The 21309-nt window shown below is 68.3% G+C and carries 24 protein-coding genes and 1 tRNA gene; 8 read left to right on the top strand and 17 right to left on the bottom strand.

The features are described 5' to 3' along the window. Nucleotides 1-6 precede the first annotated feature (6 nt). The 4 genes from ASD33_RS29815 to ASD33_RS29800 all read right to left on the bottom strand — a co-directional run bounded on the left by ASD33_RS29815 (nt 7) and on the right by ASD33_RS29800 (nt 4599). Entirely contained in the window at nt 7-1305 is a 1299-nt protein-coding gene (locus ASD33_RS29815; RefSeq protein ID WP_056568118.1) for a homoserine dehydrogenase, read from the bottom strand. A gap of 146 nt (nt 1306-1451) precedes the next feature. Next, nucleotides 1452-2843 carry a diaminopimelate decarboxylase gene (gene lysA / locus ASD33_RS29810; protein ID WP_056567475.1) on the bottom strand — a complete coding sequence of 464 codons (1392 nt, stop codon included), beginning with the start codon at nt 2841-2843 and terminating at the stop codon, nt 1452-1454. 15 nt (nt 2844-2858) lie between these two features. Continuing rightward, entirely contained in the window at nt 2859-3992 is a 1134-nt protein-coding gene (gene nrtL / locus ASD33_RS29805; RefSeq protein WP_056567474.1) for an ArgS-related anticodon-binding protein NrtL, read from the bottom strand. 91 nt (nt 3993-4083) lie between these two features. Continuing rightward, a complete protein-coding gene (locus ASD33_RS29800) occupies nt 4084-4599 on the bottom strand; it encodes a response regulator (protein ID WP_347232278.1) in 516 nt (171 codons plus the stop codon). Nucleotides 4600-4780: 181 nt separating this feature from the next. Here ASD33_RS29800 and ASD33_RS29795 point away from each other — a divergent pair. Both ASD33_RS29795 and ASD33_RS35615 read left to right on the top strand, forming a co-directional pair. Then, nucleotides 4781-4852: transfer RNA gene (locus ASD33_RS29795), tRNA-Arg, on the top strand. A 266-nt stretch (nt 4853-5118) separates the two neighbouring features. Further along, the gene (locus ASD33_RS35615; RefSeq protein ID WP_157870095.1) at nt 5119-6456 is read left to right on the top strand and encodes a hypothetical protein; all 1338 of its coding nucleotides are present in this window, start codon (nt 5119-5121) and stop codon (nt 6454-6456) included. A gap of 71 nt (nt 6457-6527) precedes the next feature. Here the strand turns inward: ASD33_RS35615 and ASD33_RS29790 are convergent, their stop codons facing one another. The 13 genes from ASD33_RS29790 to ASD33_RS29735 all read right to left on the bottom strand — a co-directional run bounded on the left by ASD33_RS29790 (nt 6528) and on the right by ASD33_RS29735 (nt 14391). After that, nucleotides 6528-7901, bottom strand: a complete 1374-nt coding sequence (locus ASD33_RS29790; RefSeq protein ID WP_056567471.1) for a tyrosine-type recombinase/integrase — start codon at nt 7899-7901, stop codon at nt 6528-6530. Beyond that, the gene (locus ASD33_RS29785) at nt 7898-8068 is read right to left on the bottom strand and encodes a helix-turn-helix domain-containing protein (protein WP_056568115.1); all 171 of its coding nucleotides are present in this window, start codon (nt 8066-8068) and stop codon (nt 7898-7900) included. Before ASD33_RS29785 ends, ASD33_RS29790 begins: the two co-directional genes overlap by 4 nt. Then, nucleotides 8068-9483, bottom strand: a complete 1416-nt coding sequence (repSA, locus tag ASD33_RS29780) for a replication initiator protein RepSA (protein ID WP_056567470.1) — start codon at nt 9481-9483, stop codon at nt 8068-8070. Before repSA ends, ASD33_RS29785 begins: the two co-directional genes overlap by 1 nt. After that, nucleotides 9480-10166 carry a DNA cytosine methyltransferase gene (locus tag ASD33_RS29775; protein WP_056568111.1) on the bottom strand — a complete coding sequence of 229 codons (687 nt, stop codon included), beginning with the start codon at nt 10164-10166 and terminating at the stop codon, nt 9480-9482. Before ASD33_RS29775 ends, repSA begins: the two co-directional genes overlap by 4 nt. 5 nt (nt 10167-10171) lie before the next feature. Beyond that, on the bottom strand, nt 10172-10363 hold the full coding sequence (locus tag ASD33_RS29770) for a hypothetical protein (RefSeq protein WP_056568108.1): 192 nt from the start codon (nt 10361-10363) through the stop codon (nt 10172-10174). 94 nt (nt 10364-10457) lie between these two features. After that, on the bottom strand, nt 10458-11009 hold the full coding sequence (locus tag ASD33_RS29765) for a GGDEF domain-containing protein (RefSeq protein ID WP_056567469.1): 552 nt from the start codon (nt 11007-11009) through the stop codon (nt 10458-10460). Nucleotides 11010-11014: 5 nt separating this feature from the next. Then, on the bottom strand, nt 11015-11326 hold the full coding sequence (locus tag ASD33_RS29760) for a hypothetical protein (protein ID WP_056567467.1): 312 nt from the start codon (nt 11324-11326) through the stop codon (nt 11015-11017). Nucleotides 11327-11337: 11 nt separating this feature from the next. Further along, a complete protein-coding gene (locus ASD33_RS35265; protein ID WP_107103682.1) occupies nt 11338-11493 on the bottom strand; it encodes a hypothetical protein in 156 nt (51 codons plus the stop codon). 18 nt (nt 11494-11511) lie between these two features. Next, nucleotides 11512-11700, bottom strand: coding sequence for a mobile element transfer protein (locus tag ASD33_RS29755; RefSeq protein WP_056567465.1), 189 nt, complete (start codon nt 11698-11700; stop codon nt 11512-11514). A gap of 20 nt (nt 11701-11720) precedes the next feature. Beyond that, nucleotides 11721-12413 carry a DUF2637 domain-containing protein gene (locus tag ASD33_RS29750; RefSeq protein ID WP_056567462.1) on the bottom strand — a complete coding sequence of 231 codons (693 nt, stop codon included), beginning with the start codon at nt 12411-12413 and terminating at the stop codon, nt 11721-11723. Nucleotides 12414-12434: 21 nt separating this feature from the next. Beyond that, complete coding sequence (locus ASD33_RS29745) at nt 12435-12626, bottom strand: hypothetical protein (RefSeq protein ID WP_056567459.1); 192 nt, start codon at nt 12624-12626, stop codon at nt 12435-12437. A gap of 83 nt (nt 12627-12709) precedes the next feature. Next, the gene (locus ASD33_RS29740; protein ID WP_056567456.1) at nt 12710-14056 is read right to left on the bottom strand and encodes an FtsK/SpoIIIE domain-containing protein; all 1347 of its coding nucleotides are present in this window, start codon (nt 14054-14056) and stop codon (nt 12710-12712) included. Nucleotides 14057-14058: 2 nt separating this feature from the next. After that, complete coding sequence (locus ASD33_RS29735) at nt 14059-14391, bottom strand: hypothetical protein (protein WP_056567453.1); 333 nt, start codon at nt 14389-14391, stop codon at nt 14059-14061. Nucleotides 14392-14557: 166 nt separating this feature from the next. Between ASD33_RS29735 and ASD33_RS29730 the strand changes: the two genes are divergently transcribed. The 6 genes from ASD33_RS29730 (at nt 14558) to ASD33_RS34645 (ending at nt 21309) form a co-directional block, all read left to right on the top strand. Further along, nucleotides 14558-15394: a hypothetical protein gene (locus ASD33_RS29730; RefSeq protein WP_063991942.1), complete on the top strand. Its 837-nt coding sequence runs from the start codon at nt 14558-14560 to the stop codon at nt 15392-15394. A gap of 1 nt (nt 15395) precedes the next feature. Next, a complete protein-coding gene (locus ASD33_RS29725) occupies nt 15396-16208 on the top strand; it encodes a protein phosphatase 2C domain-containing protein (RefSeq protein ID WP_056567447.1) in 813 nt (270 codons plus the stop codon). An 837-nt stretch (nt 16209-17045) separates the two neighbouring features. Then, nucleotides 17046-17555 (top strand): hypothetical protein, encoded by a 510-nt coding sequence (locus ASD33_RS35610; protein ID WP_157870094.1) that lies wholly within the window; start codon nt 17046-17048, stop codon nt 17553-17555. Between the two features lie 146 nt (nt 17556-17701). Next, complete coding sequence (locus ASD33_RS29715) at nt 17702-18097, top strand: hypothetical protein (protein WP_056567441.1); 396 nt, start codon at nt 17702-17704, stop codon at nt 18095-18097. Nucleotides 18098-18646: 549 nt separating this feature from the next. Beyond that, nucleotides 18647-19987 (top strand): restriction endonuclease, encoded by a 1341-nt coding sequence (locus ASD33_RS29710; RefSeq protein WP_063991941.1) that lies wholly within the window; start codon nt 18647-18649, stop codon nt 19985-19987. 221 nt (nt 19988-20208) lie between these two features. Next, nucleotides 20209-21309: a DNA cytosine methyltransferase gene (locus tag ASD33_RS34645; RefSeq protein ID WP_199863613.1), complete on the top strand. Its 1101-nt coding sequence runs from the start codon at nt 20209-20211 to the stop codon at nt 21307-21309.

Raw genomic sequence — 21309 nt, 5'->3', positions numbered from 1 at the left:
GGGTCCTTACTCCCCTTCAACACGCATGATGCTGGCGACACCGCGCACGGTGTCGAGCTTGCGCAGTGCCTCGACGGTCCCGGAGAGGGCGGCGTCGGGCGCGCGGTGGGTGACGACGACGAGGGAGGCCTCGCCGTCTCCGTCCTGTCGGCCGTGCTGGCGCACGGTGTCGATGGATACGCCGTGCTCGGCGAAGACCGTCGCGACCTGGGCGAGGACGCCCGGCTTGTCGGCCACGTCGAGACTGATGTGGTACCGCGTGACGACCTCGCCCATGGAGCCCACGGGCAGCTGGGTGTACGCGGACTCGCCGGGGCCCCTGGCCTCGTTGAGCTTGTTGCGGCACACGGCGACGAGGTCGCCGAGGACGGCCGAGGCGGTCGGAGAGCCGCCGGCGCCGGGGCCGTAGAACATGAGCCGGCCGGCGGCCTCGGCCTCGACGAAGACCGCGTTGTACGCCTCGCGGACGGAGGCGAGCGGGTGGCTCAGCGGGATCATCGCGGGGTGCACGCGCGCGGTGACGGACCCGCCGTCGGCGGCCCGCTCGCAGATGGCGAGCAGCTTGACGGTGCAGCCCATCTGCTTGGCGGAGGCGAAGTCGGCGGCGGTGACCTCGGTCATGCCCTCGCGGTAGACGTCGTCCAGGCGCACGCGCGTGTGGAAGGCGATCCCGGCGAGGATGGCGGCCTTGGCGGCGGCGTCGAAGCCCTCGACGTCGGCGGTCGGGTCGGCCTCCGCGTATCCGAGGGCGGTGGCCTCGTCGAGCGCCTCGGAGTAACCGGCGCCGGAGGTGTCCATCTTGTCGAGGATGAAGTTGGTCGTGCCGTTGACGATGCCCATGACCCGGTTGATCTTGTCGCCGGCGAGGGACTCGCGCAGCGGGCGGACCAGCGGGATGGCGCCGGCGACGGCGGCCTCGTAGTAGAGGTCCTGGCCGTGCTCCTCGGCGGCGGCGTGCAGCGTCGCGCCGTCCTGGGCGAGCAGCGCCTTGTTCGCCGAGACGACGGAGGCGCCGTGCTCGAAGGCGGTGGTGATGAGGCTGCGGGCCGGCTCGACCCCGCCGATGACCTCGACGATGACGTCGATGTCGCCCCGTTTGACCAGGGCGGTGGCGTCGGTGGTGATCAGCTCGGGCGCGATTCCCTCACGGACCTTGTCCGGGCGGCGGACGGCCACACCGACGAGCTCGACCGGGGCGCCGATGCGCGCGGCGAGGTCGTCGGCGTGCGTCGTCATGATGCGCGCCACCTCTGAGCCGACCACTCCACAGCCCAGCAGCGCCACCTTCAGCGGACGCGTACGCATCATCCGACCTCTTTCTCGTCCTACTTCGTATCTCTACGTTCGAGTCTCTGCGGTTCCCGACGGTGGAACCAGTCTCACTCACCGGACGGGGGTTTCAGCCCCCTGTCCGGATCCTGAGACATCTATTTCATCACTCGACTATTTCATCATCCGACGTCGAGACGCAGGAGATCTTCCTCCGTCTCGCGCCGCACGATGACCCGTGCCTCGCCGTCACGGACGGCGACGACGGGGGGCCGGAGCGCGTGGTTGTAGTTGCTGGCCATGGAGCGGCAGTACGCCCCGGTGGCCGGTACGGCGATCAGGTCGCCGGGCGCGAGGTCCGAGGGCAGGAAGGCGTCCCGTACGACGATGTCGCCGCTCTCGCAGTGCTTGCCGACGACCCGGGACAGCATCGGCTCGGCGTCGCTGGTCCGCGAGACGAGGCTGACGCTGTACTCGGCGTCGTACAGGGCGGTGCGGATGTTGTCCGACATGCCGCCGTCGACGCTCACGTACGTCCGCAGCCCTTCGAGGGGCTTGATCGTGCCGACCCGGTAGAGGGTGAAGGCGGTGGGGCCGACGATGGCGCGGCCCGGCTCGACGGAGATGCGGGGCGTGGCGAGCCCGGCGGCCTCGCACTCGCGCGTCACGATCTCGCCGAGCGCCTTGGCGATCTCGTGCGGCTCGCGCGGGTCGTCCTCGGAGGTGTACGCGATGCCGAGGCCGCCACCGAGGTCGATCTCGGGCAGCTCGACCCCGTGCTCGTCGCGGACCTCGGCGAGCAGCTGCACGACGCGGCGGGCGGAGACCTCGAAGCCGGCCATGTCGAAGATCTGCGAGCCGATGTGCGAGTGGATGCCGATGAGTTCGAGGCCGTCGAGCTTCAGCGCCCGGCGCACGGCCTCGGCGGCCTGCCCGCCGGCGAGCGCGAGGCCGAACTTCTGGTCCTCGTGGGCGGTGGCGATGAACTCGTGCGTGTGGGCCTCGACGCCGACGGTGACGCGGATCTGCACCCGCTGCCGCTTCCCGAGCGACTGGGCGATGTGCGCGACCCGCACGATCTCCTGGAAGGAGTCGAGCACGATCCGCCCGACGCCGGCCTCGACGGCCGTGCGGATCTCGTCCTCGCTCTTGTTGTTGCCGTGGAAGGCGATGCGCTCGGCGGGCATCCCGGCGGAGAGGGCGGTGGCGAGTTCCCCGCCGGAGCACACGTCGAGGTTCAGCCCCTCCTCCTGGAGCCACCGCACGACGGCCCGGGAGAGGAACGCCTTCCCGGCGTAGAACACGTCGGCGTCCTTGCCGAAGGCCTCGGCCCAGGCGCGGCAGCGGGCGCGGAAGTCGGTCTCGTCGAGGAAGTAGGCGGGGGTGCCGAACTCCTCGGCGAGGGCGTCGACGCCGATGCCCCCGAGGGTGACGACTCCGCGCGCGTCCCGCTCCACCGTCCGGGACCAGACCTTGGGGTCGAGGACGTTGAGGTCGGCGGGCGGCGCGGAGTAGTGGCCCTCGGGAAGGACGTCGGCGTGGCGGGGGCCTGCGGGGTGGGCGGAACGGCTCATGGCTCTTCTGCTCTTTCAGATCCGGTCGGGTGCGCTGATGCCGAGCACGGAGAGGCCACCGGCGAGCACCGTCCCGGCGGCTTCGGCGAGCGCGAGCCGGGAACGATGGGCGGCCGAGGGTTTCTCGTCGCCGAGCGGCAGGACGTCGTGCTGGAACGCGAGCAGCGCGTCGGCGATGGTCTCCAGATGCCGGGCGACCCGGTCGGGGGCGCGGTGGCGGGCGGCGGCCAGAAGGACGGAGGGGTGGTCGAGGAGGGCGCCGAGGAGTGCGGGGGCGGTGGGGGGCGGTACGGGTGCGCCGCCGTACGGGGGGAGGATGCCGAGCTGTACGGGTGCGTTGCCGTGGCTGTCGTCGTACGGGGGGACGACGCCGAGCTGTACGGGCGAGCCGGCCGCCGCGTCGTCGTCGTACGAAGGGACGACGCCGAGCTGTGCGCCGTTGACGAGCAGTCGCTGCACCCGGGAGTACGCGTAGCGCACGCGGAAGAGGGCGTTGCGCTCGTGCTGGACGAGGAGGGGCGGTCCGTCGAGGGGCCGGTCCTGGGGCGCGGCACGGAGCAGGGCCCAGTGGGAGGCGTCGGTTCCGAGGGCGTCGAGGGCGCCGTCCTCGTACGCCCCTTCCCGTACGTGGATCCGCTCGGTGCCGCCGAAACCGGCGTCGGCGCCCTGGCTCAGCAGCAGCCGGACGACGGTCCGGGTGACGAGCGCGGCGCGCGGCGCGGTCGTGTCGGGCGAGTCGGTCGGGTCGGTCCGGTCGGCCGGGTGGGTCGGGTCGGCGAAGCGGACGGTGGTGCCGGCGAGGGCGGTGCCACTGCCGTACGCGGCTCCGGCGTCCCGCACGGCCCGGACGAGCTCGCCGGCGGCGTCGCGCCGGAGGGTGAAGTTGAGGAAGCCGGGCCCGGTGATCTCGACGCCCCGGAGTCCGGGGACGTCACGGAGGCGTTCGCGAAGGATGCCGGCGACGTCGAGGGCGCTGCGTCCGGAGGGCCGGGCGAGGGTGAGGGCGACGTTGCTGGCGTACTCCCCCACGCCACCGGGCCGGGCCCGCTCGACCTTCACCCGCGGGGGCACGTCGACCCGCAACGCACCGTCGTCGACCGCACGGCGCACGGCGTGCAGCACGGTGAGGGAGAGGTCCGCGGGGGTCACGGGTCAAGCCTAGGGGAGGAGGGGGGTGGGAACGCGAACCGGTTTCGGCATGCGGGCACCCGTCACGTCGCCCTCGCCGTCACGCTCGGCCTCAGCAGAGGCCGGAGGTGTTCCTGGCGCGGCCGTCGAGGGGCCGGCCGTCGCTCGAGGGCTCGCCTGTCGGTCGGTCGTCTATCGGACGGTCGTCGGCTGCGGCCGGGTCCTCTCCCCCGTCGGGCCCGTCGGATCCGGCGGCCCCGGGCCGCTCGCGGCGCTCTCGGTGGAGCAGTTGGCGCACGACACGGACGAGTTCGGTGGGCTCGAAGGGCTTGGCGAGGAAGGCGTCGACGCCGGAGGCGACCCCGCCGGCGACCTCGTGCTCGCCGCAGGCACTGATGATCGCGACCGGCAGATGACTGGTCCGCGGGTCGGCCCGCAACCGCTCGGCGGTCTTGATCCCGTCCAAGCGGGGCATGACGACGTCGAGGGTGACGACATCGGGGCGGACCCGGTGTACGACATCCAGACACTCGGCACCATCGGCCGCGGTCACGACCTCGAACCCCTCGAGTTCGAGATTGACCCTGATCAACTGCCGGATCACCTTGTTGTCATCGACAACGAGCACCCGACCGGACACGCCTGACACACGAACGAGAGTAGGCCGCCCAGAACGACCGCGTCCGGGTTTTGCCCACTTCTGACCCGTGCGGGGGACCCAGCCCCTGGTGACACCCCGGAAATACCTGTTCACAGCCACTCCCCAGGAGCTGGTAGTGTTCAACCCGTCGCCGCCGAACGCGGCGGACGCCCCCGTAGCTCAGGGGATAGAGCAACGGCCTCCGGAGCCGTGTGCGCAGGTTCGAATCCTGCCGGGGGCACTTCGCAAGAAGTGCCACACAGACCCCGTGATCAGCGGAAACGCTGAGAACGGGGTCTTGTTGTATGTGCAGGCATGAGCAGGGCTGAGCGGCCGTATGTCGAGGTCTGTGGACGAGGCGTGGACGGGATCTTGGGGCGTTGCCGCAGGTGAAGCGGTAAGACACCACCAGCCTCATCCACCTTTCGCAGTTGAGCGACTCGTTCGATCCCGGCGATGTGGCTGATCTCTGAACTCCGATGTAGCGCCCGTTGAAGAATGACTGCCATGGTTGCGATCATCCGTACTGCCCTCAAGGAAGAGGAACACCTCAAGGCACTGTGGCGCCCAAGAGACGACGGGAGCATGCCTCACTGGGTCACCACCCAGTACCTGGAACACTGGAAGGGCTCGCACGTCACTCTGGTCGTCACTGGAGCCGAGCGTGGCGCCCCACAGGTGACTTACGTTGCGTGGGCCAGCAAGTTGCGTGGGCCGGGCGACGACTTGAAGAGGCGAATCGAGGTAGTCAAGCCGTACCGTCTCTTGACCCCCGTACCGTGGGTGGAGCTGGAAGCCTCAGTGCCACAGCTCTCACGTCGCTACCTCCTTCGCGACGGAGCTCTACCGGACGGCGCGGGTCGGCATCTGCTGAAGGCTTTGAGTCAACGGGCTAGCGATGTCGTGCCTCACCTACAGGTCCTCGGAGTTGGGAACCGGCCCTCTCCAGCTCTGACGCCGGCCGCCAGGCTGCTGATGGACGAACGCGACGCAACGCTCACCTCCATACGCATGGCGGACTTCGACGTTGACGAGCTTGTTAGCTGGGAACAGCCATACGAAGACGATGACGTTCCATTTATTGCCCGCCTCCAAACACGTAATGGCCCATCCCACGAGGACGATCTGATCGCGCACGACGCGCAGCGCTTTCGCAATTGGCTGGGACCTCAAGACTGGCTGAACCGGGCCGCGTGGACGGGATTCAGCCAGGGAGAGCAACGACTGGTCGTCTACAACGCCAACCGTAAAGCCGCCGAAGAGACACTCGGCGTAGACCTTATTTACTATCACGAGTCTCGCGATTGCTTCGTCATGGTTCAGTACAAACGAATGTCGAAGCGGAGTGGCACGTCAGACTGGCGCTACTACCCGAACAGCGACAGTAACCTTTCTGATCAACTTGTTCGCATGCGGGCGATCGACAGCGAGTGCGACAATATCAGGCGCTCAGTCGATGATTACCGCCTCTCCGCGAAACCTTCCTGGATCAAGCTCTGCCAAGGCGACTCACTCATCTCAGACGCGAGAAGCCTGACACCCGGAATGTACCTTGCTCGTGAGCATTTCGATCAGCTGTACGGCAAGTCCCAAACCCCGGGGGCCCCTCGATCGTTTAGCCGCAAGACAGTTGACCGATATCTCGACAATACAGAGTTCACCGAACTCGTGGCTGGGGGCTGGGTCGGGACCACTGGACTTGGCACGGAAGGAGTAAAGCACCAGCTCGAACTCAGCTTGAGTGGAAGTCGAGAGGTGATCTTTGCCGCCGTGACGGGCGACTCACCTTCCAAGCGGGAGCGAATGAAACGCCGCCGCGAGCGCGGTACGGATCGACACTCTTAGGGGCGTCCGCACGTACAAGGAGGCTCCTGGGCAAGAGATTTACCCAGGAGCCTCCGAGGCGAAGGGCAAGGCTATTCGTACTCGCGCAGCAGGTCCTCGATACGGCGGTTGGCGACATCTTGGCGTCCGTCGAGACACTTCGCGTAGCGGGTCAGCAGGACCTCCACGCTGTTGCCGGCGCGCTCCGCCACCTCAGTCGGGTCGACGCCCGCGTTGAGCCAGGTCGACAGCGCCGAGTGCCGAAGGTCGTACGGCCGACTCGCGAGCGGCGAGGCGGCGACGGCCGGCGGAAGCGCGAGGAGCCGGGCCTCCTGCCACACGCGGTAGTAGGTCGAGGAAGGCACTACCGAGCCCTTCTCGCTGAAGAACAGGCGTCCGTCGTCCGCCGTGCTGAAGGTGGCCAGGTGCTCACGGAGAACGGCGATCAAGTGCGGCGGAATGGGCACCCGACGCACGTCCTCAGCCGGTCGGTTCTTCAGCCCGCGGTCGTCGTGGGTCTCCCCCGAATCCGTCCACTGCTTGCCGACCGACGGTCGAGTCCGATGAAGAAGGGCCGAGCCCCACCCCTGCGAAGGGAGGACCAAGTCCGTCTCGACCAGGCCAACGGCTTCGGCCGGACGAAGGCCACCGAAGTACATCGCGGCGAAGAGGCCGACGAGTCGGCGACCGCGAGCACGCCGATACCCACCCACATAGGAGACAGCCGCCAGGAGACTGCGAGCCTGCTCCGGGTTGGCGACGATGCGGGGATCAACCTGATTGGACACCTTCGGCTTCTGCCACCGGACAGCCGTGATCGGGTTCTCCCGCAGCTCCCCCAGATCCACCGCATAGTTCGCTGCATTGACGAGGGTCCGACGCTTGCGCCGCACAGTCTCCGCAGCGGCCGCAGTCCCGTCGAGCTTGAGTTTGAGGGCGTCAAGCACCGCACGAGCCGTTGCAGGCTCAGCAAGGTCAGAGAGCGGCCGGGACGCCTTGGAGACCCAGTGAAGGACGTTCAGCACATCGTCCGGCACGTCTCGCCCGACAGTCCCGGGAATCACGAAGGCCCAGTTGCGCAGCGCTCTGCGGATCGCCGCGTCGGTCGGCCGTCCCGGGCGGTCAGCAAGGAGTTCCACCGTGACGCTGGTGAGCGATTCATTGATGCCATCTCGCGTATTGGGGGCGGCATGAGGCCATTTCATGGCGAGGTATTTGAGCGCGAAGTCGTACCACGTTAGAGCCGACTTCTTTTCCTCCATGGAGGCGGGGAGACCGGACTCCGTATCGAACTCCTCGCCGTCCCGCATCGCTCGCATGAGCTTCGTGCGGTAGTGATCAGCCAGCGCCTTGGTTCGGAATGACTTGGGGAAGACGTTGCCCGCGACGGACCAGCGGACGCCGTACGAAGGCGTCTTGGTATCCCGCTTCCGGACACTCCAGACCTTCACATCGAGAGACTTCACGCAGCCGTCTCCAGTCCGCGGAGCCAGGTATCGAAGTCGCTCCGCCACACTCGGAGCTCTCCATTCGGAAGCTTGAAGGCGGCAGGCCCATGCCCCAACTCCCGCCAGCGGTAGAACGTCCGCCGTGACACCCCGCCCAAGGCGGCGAGAATCTGCGGCACGGTCATCAGTTCGTCCTGCACGGCAGTTCATCCCCCTGTGCTTCGAGTTCGGCGCGGAGTTCGCGGGCGTGTTCGCGGTTGTGCTGGATGTCGCGGCGGATGTTGGCGGCGAGCCAGGACTCACCGGGTGTGGCGCCGTGGCCGGCGTAGCTCCAGTGGGCGACGACGAGGAGGGTGGACTCGGGGTCGTCGTCGGGGTCGGGGAGGCCGAGGGCGGTGCGTTGCTGGTGGGCGCGGTAGTCGGCGCGGACCTGGCGTAAGGCGCCGAGGGTGGTGGAGTAGGCGCGGGACTTGGTGGAGAAGTGGCCGCGGAAGCCGAGCATGTGAGCCCAGGCCCTCAGGCGTCGGTCCGGGTAGGCGGCATCCAGGTCCATGCAGGCCTCCATCAGGCGCCGGGGATGCTCCGGGACGTCGAGGAGGATCAGGGCTTCCTTGTTGCCGACGCGGTGGTCAACGGAGCCGGTGGTCTCGGCGGCTTTGGTGGCGTACTTGGCGACGTAGGCAGCCACGGCTTGTTCGGTGAGGTCTTCGCCCTGGCCGAAGGCGCCGATGGGCTGCACATCGAGCTGGGTACCCCAGGTGAGGGTGAGGTCCTGGCCGACGCCGTGCGCGGGGGCGGCGGGGACGATGACCTGGACGCGTGCGGCGGCGGCGTGGATGGCGTCGGTGAGGAGTTCGGGGGTGGCCCAGTGCGGGGGCGGGGTGTGGGGGCCGTTCGGCCCGTCGAAGCGGATGACGGCGTGGAAGTGGACGGCGCCGCGTTTCTGGTACTCGGCGACCTTGCCGAAGGAGACGCGGGACTGTTCGCGGGCGGCTTTCTGGGTGAGGCCGGCACGGGCGGCGATCTCGCGGCGCAGGTAGATCGTGAAGTAGCGCCACAGCTCGGAGGCGTGGTTGTTCCACAGCACGGCCCCCGCGTAGTCGTACGCGGCCGGGTCGAGCGGGGTGCCCAGTTCCTGGGCGTCCTCGGTGTGACGGGTGCCACAGCGGCAGGGCCGGGTACCCGGGCGGTTGTGGACAGGGCCGAAGGACGGGGCGGTCAGCGTGGCGAAGACCCGGGGGTGATCGCGGATGGTCTCCGGGGTGCCTTTGTCCGGGGCGCCGACGAGACCGGCGCGGATGAGGTGGTAGGTGTCGCCCGCGTAGGTCCAGGCGCAGGCGGGGCAGCGGGAGGCCCGCCGGTTGCCGCACGCGACCCGCAGGACACCGCCCGGTTCGGCATCGGTGTTGTACGCGTGGATCACGGTGCGGGTGGCGGGGTCGAGCAGCTTGGTGCCACCGGTGAGGCGGATGGGGGCGGTGCAGCCGCCGGTGCGGCGGAGTTGTTCGGTGAGGCGGTCGAAGCCGGGAGACCCGGCCATCCGGAGCAGGTCGCTCAGGGTGGCCGGGTCCAGGCCCGCCGCAGTGGCGGCGTCGGTCACGCCAGGACCTCCTGTCGGACGGTGGTGAAGGCGGTGGCGATCCAGCGGGTGTAGGCGGGCGGGATGGCTTCGGTCAGCTCCTCGTGGAGGTCGGTCCAGGTGATGCCCATGGCGTGCTGCATCTCGGGGACGGTGGCCTTGCCGCCGCCCTTGCCGTACGCGGCGACGTAGGGGCCCTCGCGGCGAACGCCGTGGCGGTGACCGCGCACGTAGCCGCGGTGGCGGGGGTGGGCGGGCTTGGGGGTAGCCCAGCGGCCGAGTTCGAAGTTGCGATGGCGCAGGACGCCCAGGCCGAACATCTCGCCGCACAGGGTGAGGTCCTTGCGGATAGCCGCGCGGCCGTTGGGCTGCTCGATCACGTACGGCAGGCCGGAGGCGTCGAGGAGTTCGCGGGTCGGGGCGACGAGATCGACGTACGTTCCGCCCCAGCCCCGGGAGTGGTTGGTACCGACGGTGAGGGCGCAGCCGGCCTGGCAGGGCGGGGAGGCGTGGACGAGGGTGTAGCGCTCGATCTCCCGCGAGGCGATCAGGTTGGTGAGGTAGTCGAGGGCGTCGCCGCGGTGGTAGGCGAAGGGGTAGCGGGGGCGGTTGGCGATGTCGCATCCGTCGACCGCGAACCCGGCGCGGTGGTACCCCATGGCAGCCCCGCCGGCGCAGGAGAACAGGTCCAGGACCCGGGGCATCGCGTTCACGCGGCGCCGCCCGTCAGGCGGGAAGTCCGGAGGGCGGGCACAGTGTGGCCGAGACCCCGGCAGGTGGGGCAATGGACGCGAATGGTCCCCCTGACGCCGTCGTTGGTGCGGAGTCCGGTGGTGATGGTGACGGTGGCGAAGCCGTCGCAGTCACGGCACACACGCGCGGCCAGGATGGTCTGAGACATGATGAGCACTCCCTTTCGGGTCCGTTGGATCTGGGAAGGGTCGAAGGCGCCCGGGGCGGCGGATCTTTGGCGAGAGAGCCGCCCCGGGGGCCGCTTAGCGTGTGTTGTTGCGCCTGCCGTGGCCCTTGGACGCGTACATCGCCGCGTCGGCGGCCGAGAGCGCGTCGGTGAGGGTCGGCACGGGCAGCTGGTCGCGGTGGCAGCGGCCGACCGAGGCGGAGACCGCCAGGACGTGGCCGTGATGGTTGACCGGCTCGTCGAGGGCGATCCGGAGGGCGTAGAGGCCGGCGGTGTGGGCGGGGTCGGTGACGACGGCAGCGAATTCGTCTCCGCCAAGGCGGGCAGCGATTCCGTGACGGCCGCACCAGCCGGCCAGACGCTCCGCGGTGGCGGTGAGGACCGCGTCTCCGGCGGCGTGGCCGTGGGTGTCGTTGATGGCCTTGAAGTCGTCCAGGTCGACCAGGAGGACGAGGGCGCCGGGGTGTTTGGCCAGGAGGTGTTCGGCGCGGGTGGTCCATCCGGCGCGGGTGTGCAGGCCGGTGAGGGGGTCGCGGCGGGCGGTGGCCAGGCGACGCCAGAGCAGTCCGCCGTGCAGGGCCCACCCGAGGGCCGGTAAGCCAGCCGCGGCGATCGTCTGCGTGTCCATGCGGGTTACCGGCCCTTCTGCATGTCGCGGACGACAAGGCGGAGGACGACGGCGATCAGGGCGACGGAGACGCCGGTAATGGCAACCGCCAGGAGCATGGAGACCAGGACCGTGCCGACGACCAGGACGACGGCCCCACCGCCGGCCGCGAGGGCGAGCGCGCTGCCCGGCGTGAGCTGGACCGTAGTCCGGGGCGCGGCGACCGGCACCGGGGCGGGGGCCTGGGTCGGTTCGGCGTCGGTCACGGGGGTGGGCTGGATGGGCGGGGTGACGATGCCGGTCGGGAGCGGGTTGACCGGGATGCGGGGCTGGAGCATGGCGGTTCTCCCTACTTGATCGTGGTGTCGATGACGGGGGCGAGGAGGCTGTCGGCCAGGAGGTAGCCGCCGAGGAGGAGGACGGCGACGAGCCACCAGGGCGGGCGGATGAGCTTGATGCCGAGTCCGCCGACGACGAGCAGGGCGAGCCAGAGCGGGACGTCCATGACGCGTTCTCCTTCGGGTCAGCGGGGCTGGCAGCGGTGGGTGCTGGCGGCGAGTTCGGCGGCGGCGCGGGTGTTGTAGTCGGCGGAGAAGTCGCAGCGCGGGGCGGTGCACACGGCGGTGTGCTTGGTCCGGCCCCGTCCGTCGCGGTGGGTGCCGACCTGCACCGGGCCGATGCGGAGCACGTGGTGGAAGCGGTTCGGGCGCACAGGTCTTACCTCCCTTCTGGTCAGGCGAGTTGGAGGGCGATGGAGTCGGCCAGCGGTGCCGGGATGCCGAGGCGGGCACGGAGGGTGGCCGCGTCGATCGGGGCACCGGTCTGGGCGTGATGGGCGTCCGCGATCTTCCGGGCGTGGTCGAGCAGCGCGGGCGGCACCGAAGCCGCGGGCGCCGAGGGAACGGGCTCCGGCGCAACCTCGGGTGTCGACGGCGTTTCCTGCGCGGCAGGTTCGGCCGGCGGAAGCTCGGGAGCCGGATCCGGGACACGCTCCACGACCAGGTCCGGCGTGGCGGCTTCGTGGCCAGGCTCATCCGCAGGTTCCGGGGCGGGTTGGGGCTCAGGGGTGGGGGCGTGGGCGAGGAGGGTGCCGCCGAGGAAGGCGAGGGCGGGCCATCCGGCGACGAGGATGCGCAGCCAGTCCGGGACGTCGTTCATGTCGAGGAGTCCGGCAGTGGCGACGTTGGCACCGAGTGACGCGATGAGGGCGATGGCGAACCAGAGCCAGGCGTCACGGTTGCCGCCGTCTTTGCGCATCCGGCGCCAGGCGGCGACGAGGAGCAGGTCGACGCTGACGGGGTAGGCCCAGGCCTTCCATCCGTCCTGTCCGGCTGCCGCTGCCAGGTCGTGCAGGTGGGCGAAGGACAGGGCACCGGCGATGACGGCCTGGATGAGCACGGCGTCGAAGCGGACGGTGCGGAACATGGGTGGTCACCTCCTTCCTGGTCAGGCGGTGCCGGTGCCGAAGCAGTCCGGGCAGAGTCCGGTCTGCGTGGCGTCGATCGCCCGGTGCTTGCGCCCGACGAGGACAGCCGTCGTGGTCTCTCCGGTGCCGGCGCAGGTGCCGCAGGGCGGCGGGACAGGCAGGGGCTTGGGCGAGCCCCGGCGCGGGGCAGGGGTCTTCTTCACGGTGGTCATGGCGGTTCCCTTTCGGCTTCGGGCATGGGTCGGGTAGGGACCTGGCGCGAGATGGTCACGCCGACCGAGGGAAGAGGCGGCAATCAGGTGGCCGGAATCGGCTTCACCAGGGGAACAGTTGCGGCAGGCCCGGCAAGGGTGGGAACCACCAGCTTGTACAAGTGGAGGCGCGGGACCTCCGGGGTGAGGTGCGCGTGCTCGGCGCAAATGGCAGCGGCGTCGGCTGTGCTCAGCTCGGGGGTGCGTATGCGGGACCAGCCGCCGGAGGTGTCTCCGGCCACCGCGAGGCCGGGCAGGTCGGGCGCGATCGACGTCACGGCCACGACGGCGTCCGGGGCGATGTCGCCGAGGCCCATTTCGGCGGTCTGCTTGTCGTTGACCCGGTGCACCACGCGCCCGGTGAGCTGGGCCCGCAACGCGGTGGCGCCCTTGCCGAGGTCGGAGCCGAACCGCTGCCCGCACACCTCCAGGAACATGCCGGCCGCGCGGGCCATCTGCCCAAGCCTGATCAACTGCGTGACCATCCGGTCCCGGCGCTCCTCGTCCTTCTTCGTCGCCACGAGGAACAGCTCCGCGACCTCATCCACCAGCAGCACGACCGGCACGGGGCGGACGTGGTCGGGGAGTTCCCACACGTCAGCGGCGCCGTGGTCGCTCAGCAGGTCGAACCGGTCCTCCATCTCCTCCACGAGCGCATCCAGGAGCCCCGACGCTTCTTCGGGCGTGATGGCGAGCCCGGACAGGCGGGGCGCGTACCGCTGCTGCTCGACACCCCGCTTGCAGTCGATCCCGACCAGGGCGACCCGGAGGCGGGCAAGGCCCGCGATCAAGTTGCGCTGGTACATGGACTTGCCCGACTGGTTCGCGCCCAAGGTCAGGGCGTGCGGGACCTTGAGGTAGTCGCGGACGAACGCGGTGCCGTCCTCCCGTAGCGCGACCGGAACGGCCATCTGTCCGGCCGGGATGCTGCGCGGCATCTTCACCTGCCGCAGGACGTTGTAGCCGGTCATCCGCAGTTCGACGAACCCCGGCTTGGTCTCGGTGACGTGGACGGAGTGGACGCCCCAGGCGTGCCGCAGCCGCTCGGAGGCCGCCATCACGTCGGCGGGCTCCAGACCGGCGGGGAGTCGGAGGGTGACCCGCAGGCCGGTCGAGGAGGCCCGCACCCGGCGGATCTTCGGCGGCACGGGCTGGACGTCGGGGCGGCGGGCGATGTTGCGGACCATGAACGCCCGCAGGCGGGACGGTTGAACCGTCAGCCCGCACACGTCCATCGTCGACCGGTACGTCACCGCGAACCGCGTAGTCGCCACCGGCAGACCCACCAGCGACCAGAACACACGCGGCGCGCGAACCTTCGCGTACCCGAGACCGCCGGCGCTTCCGGCGAGCGGGAGGCCGACCTCCCATAACGTCGACAGATCCATCATGGTCAGACCCCGACCGGGGTGACCGCGACCGCGCGGAACGAGATGCCGTGACGGGTCTGCCCGTTGAACGTGTTCTCCCAATCCCGGGCCTTGAGCCCGATGACCGACACCGGCATACCCGGCGCGAGCCCGTCGGGGAGACCGGTCTCCGGGATCGTCACCTGGTAGAGGTTGCCCTCCCCCTCGTCCGAGATCAGCAGACCCACCGTGGACAGCCCGGCACCGGTCTCCCGGTCCATCGCACGCTCACCGGTCTGCTTGCTCACGAGCTTCGGCGTAGGAGCCGTGGCCACGAACACCACAGCGGTCGAAAGGTCGATCTTGAAGGACGGCATCTTCACTCTCCCGGTAAGGGGGGCTTAACAGCCCGAGCGTCGGAACCCCAATGCTGCTAAGGGGGGGTTAGCACCCAAGATGCACGTGACTGGTGCAAGATGTCAAGCCCCCCTTAACATGTGGGTATGAGGTCAGCCCAATGTCCGGTTCCGCGAGGTGTTCGCCGTGATTGAAGAAGTGCGGCGGGTCGCCGCCATGCAAGATCACGCGCTCCGCGTGAAGGCTGCCGTGGAGCTGATGGGGGACCTGCAAGCCGCCGTCGTCGAGACTTCTCGCATGCGCAAGGAGAGCATCGCTTGGCTTCGGGACAACGGGCACTCCATGGCCGACGTGGCCAAGATGATGGGCGTTAGCCGGGCGCGCGTGGCACAGCTCCGCGATGCCGGCCCTCCGCCGGAGCGCGCGTTCCTCGGTACCGAGCACGCTCAGGTACTCGTTCCCATGCGGCCGGGCGAGCGAGATTACGTGGCACTCGAAGACAGCTCCACGGGACAGAAACTGTTGGCCTTGGCGCACCGTCTGCAACTCGAAGGAGACCTCGGCTACATCCCGACCTCCGGCGAGATCGACCTCAATCGTGACGACCTGCTGGTCGTCTGCGGACCGAAGACGTCACCTGTCACCGCCGAAGCATTGGGCAAAGACCCGCGGCTTGCTTTCGAGACCCTGCCCGATGGGCGCTGGGCCCTGATCGAGCGTGGGGCCGGCACCGTACACACCTCCCCTACCGACGACCCCGAGACTCCCTCACCGACGGATGTCGCTTATCTCGGCAGACTGCCGAGGCCTGATGGGCAGGGGAACTTCCTACTCATCGCTGGCGTCCATGCGGTCGGTTCGCTAGGCGTGGCTCACTTCCTCTCCGAGAACGTCGCCGATCTCTACAAGCAGGTGGGCACGGCCCCGTTCTCCATGGCCATCGCAGCGGACTACGACCCGAGCACCAAGGCAATCAGCAGTAGCCGGGCGCTGAGCGATGTCCTGATCCACGAGACCGCCTGACGTGCTCGTCAACGCCGCCAGCTACCCCCGCCCCGGGGGCACGAATGAGGACTTCGTGCTCTTCAACTCTGCCGCGGCCGTCGTTCTGGACGGCGCCGGGATGGCACCGGGCATGCAATCGGGATGCCGGCATGGAGTTGCTTGGTACGTGGAGCAGCTGGGGACATTCCTGCATGCAGAGGCCGCCCGGGCAGACATGTCCCTAGCAGTTTGCCTAGCGACGGCGATCGAGTCGACGACGAACAAGCACCGGGACACCTGCGCGGTCGATGGTCCGCTGTCTCCTTCCGCAACGGTGTCGGTGGCCCGCGTGCGAGGCGACGTCGTCGAGTGGCTCCTACTCGGGGACTGCACAGTTCTCGTCCAGAGCGACGGCACAGTGACAGCCACGACAGACGACCGCCTCGCCCACGTGGCACCACGGGCCCGCGAAGCTCTCGCCGGGGCAGCCTCAGGGTCGCCTGAGCGGCAGCGGGCCCATGAAGCCTTGGTTCAAGAAGAGCGCAGCCAGCGCAACACTCAGGGCGGTTACTGGGTGGCGGCAGCCGACCCGACGGCAGCAAGCCAGGCACTCACCGGCTCAGAGACCATCGCCCGGGTCGAGGGCGTAGCACTTCTGACCGACGGTGCTGGACGACTGGTGACGACGTTCCACTCAACCGACTGGCCGGGCTACATGGGTCTACTAAGGCACAGTGGCCCCGAGGGCGTGCTCCGACAGGTCCGCGAAGCGGAAGCATCCGACCCCAGCCTCAGCCAATGGCCACGAAGCAAGCAGTACGACGACGCCACGATCGCGTACATCCGCCTGTAGGCACGGCCGAGTTGTTACAGATTTCTCTACCTCATCAAGGCACCCGCCGCGCACGGCGCGGCGCGCGCGGCCCGTCGCCCGGGCCTGCGCTCCTGTCTGCGCCCCGCTCCNTGTTACAGATTTCTCTACCTCATCAAGGCACCCGCCGCGCACGGCGCGGCGCGCGCGGCCCGTCGCCCGGGCCTGCGCTCCTGTCTGCGCCCCGCTCCAGCCCGGGCGCCGTCCGCACGCCTGACAGCTCGGGTTGATGGGTGGCGCATCCCGATGCGGCCGAGGCAGTACGTGAGTGCGGGTCCGGGCGATGCCTCCGGCGGGGGCGCTCAGGCTCCGGGATGGAGGGGGCCTGTACGCGGGTGCCGGCCGGTGGGGTGTGGTGGGGGACTCCCATCCCGTCTGCCGTCGACCCAGGCAGAGCCGAGCAGACACGGCACCGGGCGTCCAGGTCGTTCGTACAGTGGCGCGCTCCACCTGGACGCCCGGCACCGCGCCTGCTCCACGGNGGGCGTCCAGGTCGTTCGTACAGTGGCGCGCTCCACCTGGACGCCCGGCACCGCGCCTGCTCCACGGTGTGTGGGTCGACGGCAGACGGGATGGGAGTCGGGGAAGCTACGTGGTTCCTCTCCGACAATCGAATCCCCGCATAGCCCTATTGACGCAACCGGCATTGCACTGTGTACGCTAGCCAATACGGCAAGTCGTGTACGCCGATCCGCAAGCGCTCGTGCCCACGTCATGAACGCAGACGGTCAAGGTCCTCGGGGCCCACGATTAGCCTTTCGCCGTGGGATGTGACTGATCCGGCGAGTACGTGGGGCTTGCCGAGAATCGGAAACCACTGTGCCCAAGAACGGCAATTCAGCGTTGAAGAAGAAGGCCCGCTCGCTCGCAACCTTTGAAGGCACCCCTTACAGCGCAGCGCTTGCTCGGCTCGCGTCTGAAGAGGGCAACTTCTCGTCGAGCCAGGCGACCGCGAGCCTGCTTCCTCGCCGTCATGATGCAACGGCTGCCAATGCCGATCTGGCAGGGCTGAGGCCCAACCGGCGGAGGCTGCTGACCGAGATCATCCGGCCCAAGCCCACCTACACGAGCGTCYTCGSCGAGATCGCACGCTCCGAGCAGGCCCGGAAGAACGCACTCGCCGAGATCATGCGGCCCAAGCCCACCTACACGAGCGTCTTCGCCGAGATCGCCCGGAAGAACGCACTCGCCGAGATCATGCGGCCCAAGCCCACCTACACGAGCGTCTTCGCCGAGATCGCACGCTCCGAGCAGGCCCGGAAGAACGCMCTCGCCGAGATCATGCGGGGCGTTATGCCGAACCAGCCTGGAGAGAAGGAAGGCGCCTAGACCGTCCCGCTTCCGCGTGCCACGTACTTCGCGCTCCAAATTGCTGGTCAGCGCCGTACGGGTAGCTGAAAGATCGGTGATTCCCAAGCTTATGTCGCGATCGCGCAGCGTCCCTGCTGTCGTGGGGACGCTGTACGGTCCGCGTCATGGCTGAGAGACCGACAACGAGCTGGCGCGAGGGCATAGCCCGCGAGGCCGAGCAACTTGCTGCCGGCACCCTGGATCCTGGCTGCGCTTGCATGGCTGACCTGTACCCGGACGACCTCCTGACGGCGACCGATACCGTCCTCGACTCCTTCGCCGAGGAGGTGGCCGAGCTGGGTAGCGCGGAGGACGTCCGGGTCTTCGCCGCGGTGGAGCGCGTCGTCTTGGCCTTGAACGCTGTGGATGACATCCACTGCGGCTACGAGACGGATGAACGCGAGGCGTTGTGCGCCTACATCGACCAGGCTCTGGGTGAGCGCGGCGTCGATGTAGCCGCATTGACCGCCCGACACGGGCTTGGGCGGTATGAGCTCACGGACAAGTGGCGCAACTGGTAGGTGCTCCCATCAATGTGGTGCGCGGCCGGCGCTGGCAGGTGATCTCCTGGCCATCGACGAAGCCCGGCCGTCGGTTAGGTCCCGGACGAGTCTCCGGGCCGCCCCCAGACAGGCCGGGGATGCAACCATTCCCTTCAGAGATGGAACCCCCGGAAGCCGACCGCGCGCTTGAGACCATAGAGGTCGGCACTGACAACGACCCTGTCCCGTGATTGGCCGTTGAGCGGTGAGTGTCTAACTGCGTGACAACGCAGGCGAACAGGGGCGGACGAGCGCGGACACCTGCGGACCGTCAGCCCAGGTGAGAGGCGCAGGAGCCCAAGGGAGAGCCCTCGCCCGAGTTGCTTCGGGACGAAGAGGTTGCCGTGCCAGTTCCGTGCCAGTTGGGACGGGGAACCACGGATAACGACGGATGTGGAGAGGGCCGTGCGGCTCGACTCGGCGCCCGTTTCCGCAGTTCACAGCGCCTCTCAGGCGTCAAAGAGCGGTGATCCCAAGCTCATGGCCGTGAAAGCCCCATCCGTCTGTCAGTGCTGGCCGCTACCGTCGATGAAGATCGTCAGGCCAGTACTGCTGTGGGGGGTATACGTGGGTGGTCAGTTGCGTGTTGGGCAGGTCTACCGCTACGCGACCGGCAAGGATCCGGTACCTGAGGAGTTGCAGGGGTACCCCAACTTCCACCATGTGACTCACTCGCCGGACCTCGCCCGTGCCCTGCTAGAGGCCGGGATCAATGGCATGGCGAAAGTTCGGACGCCGGACGGGGAGCGGCGGCCGGTGATTCTCATCCGGTCGAGCCCCTGGAAGGCCGGCACCGAGCAGACGCCGTGGCATGACGTGTTCGACATGGACAACGGGCACGTCCGCTACTTCGGTGACCACAAGGCCACCACCACCGTCGCACCAGGGAAGACCAACGGCAATGCAGCCCTGCTTGATGCCTTCACCGGGCACCAGGGGCACACGCCCGAGGAGCGGACCTCCGCCATCCCGCTGCTGCTGTTCCGGGCGGTTTCGCGCAGCGGCAAGGTCAAGGGGCACGTCGAGTTCTGCGGCCTGGGGATCATCGAGCGGGCCGAGCGACTGGTTCAGTGGGGCGGCAGCGACCACACGACGTTCACGAACTACGTCTACGACGTCGCTCTCATCGACCTCACGGACGAGGACGACAAGGTCTCATGGGAGTGGATCGAGTCCCGCAGGGACAAGACCGTGCCCGACACGGAGACTCTCGAACTCGCCCCGCGAGCATGGCGTGAGTGGGTCAAGCACGGAAACTCGGCCCTGCCAAGGATCCGCCGGCGGGTTGCCCGGGCCAAAGTGACCAAAGTGCCCGAGCAGCGCCCCAAGCCGGGAACCACCGAAGCCAAGGACCTGGAGCTGATCTACAAGTACTTCGACGGCCGTAAGCACGACTTCGAGGCCGTTGCATCCGCGGTCGCGGCCCGTGTGTTGCGTGGGGCCGGGAACAGCTACATCGAGGGGTGGCTGACGCGCAGGTCCGGCGACGGCGGAGCGGACTTCGTGGGCCGGCTCGACATCGGCAGTGGGCTCGCCGGCACCAGCCTCGTCGTCCTCGGCCAAGCAAAATGCGTCAAGCTCGACAACCTGGTCACCGCCGAGCAGATCGCTCGCGTCGTGGCTCGACTGCGACGCGGCTGGATCGGCGTGTACGTCACGACTGGGGCCTACTCCGTGCCTGCACAGACAGAAATCGTTGAAGACCAGTACCCGATCGTTCTGATCAACGGGGTGGACCTGGCTCGGGAGCTCAGGAGCATGGCCCGGGACGACCACGGCGGAGACCTCGAAGCCTGCATCGAGCACATACTCACTGGGCGAGAGACCACCGTCACGAACCGACGCCCCGAAGAGATTCTGCTTGAGTAGCCGTCTGGAGACCCACGTCTCAGCAGCCGAATTCAAAGTCCCCTCGACGGCCTGATCTGGGGAAACACCCCGTGCCACAAGGATCCGTTGATCAACTAGTTGATCCACCGATCACGACGGAAGCGGCACTGTCACTGGTGCGCGATACCCTGATATGCGCTGTTCAGATGCCGACAAGCCCGGCTCGGACGGCCTCATTCCGACACCCCCGTGGAGAGCAAGTGCAGCCCGTCCAGATCGTTGACCTGTTCGCCGGCCCCGGCGGGCTCGACGTCGCCGCCGAGAAGCTTGGCCTAGCAACAGTGGGTGTGGAATGGGATTCAGCTGCCTGCGCAACGCGCCGCGCGGCCGGGTTGGCAACGATCGAGGACGACGTACGCCGGTACGGGCCAGCCCGCTTTCCTGACGCGGATGTGCTCGCAGGCGGGCCGCCCTGCCAGACGTTCACCGTCGCGGGGAGTGGCGCTGGGCGCAGGGCACTCGACGACGTGTTGGCCTTCGTTGATCGAATGGTGGCTCGAGAGGACTGCAAAGAAATCGCGAAGGACCTCTCTAAGCTGGAGGACGAGCGGACCGGTCTGGTACTGGAGCCGCTTCGCTGGGCGTTGGAAGCAATCGACGATCTCGACAAGCCCTATCGAGCGATTGTGCTGGAGCAGGTCCCCGCGGTGCTCCCGGTGTGGGAAGCCTACGCCGAAGCTCTGCGTAGCGAGGGCTACTCGGTCGACTGTGGACTCCTGCGCACAGAGGCATACGGGGTTCCGCAAACCCGCAAAAGAGCCGTTCTCGTCGCTCGAATGGGATCCGAGCCGGTGAAGCTGCCAGATCCCACCCATCGCACCTACCGCAAGGGGATTTCTCGTGAATCCGGGGACATCAGTCTGAAGCCCTGGCGCTCAATGGGCGACGTCCTGAACCGAGATTCACCGTTCCTCGTGATCTCGAACTACGGAACTGGTGGAGACCCTAAGGCGCGTGGGCGGCGCGGGTCATGGGAGCCCTCCGCGACCGTCACCGGGAAAATCTCACGCAACCGGGTGGTATCGGTCGATGGCGTCGAGTTGGATCGATTCTCTTTCTCGGAAGCGGGCCGCCTGCAAACATTCCCGGCGGACTACCCCTGGTCGGGTAGAGACGTCGGGCAGCAGATCGGAAATGCTGTTCCTCCTCGCCTCGCCGCACATATCCTCTGTGCCGCATTCGGCTGGGAACCACCGACTGATGTCCTAGACAATCTCGGAACGTGGATGTCCGAGAGTGTCACTGGAGTGGATCGCAGCAAGAAATCTTCGCCACGCATGCCCGCAATGGCTTCAGCGTAA

It is taken from the genome of Streptomyces sp. Root1304 (assembly GCF_001426405.1).
Taxonomy (GTDB): Bacteria; Actinomycetota; Actinomycetes; order Streptomycetales; family Streptomycetaceae; genus Streptomyces.
The sequence above is the reverse complement of the archived record's forward strand: the minus strand, read 5'-3'. Positions and strand labels throughout refer to the sequence as shown.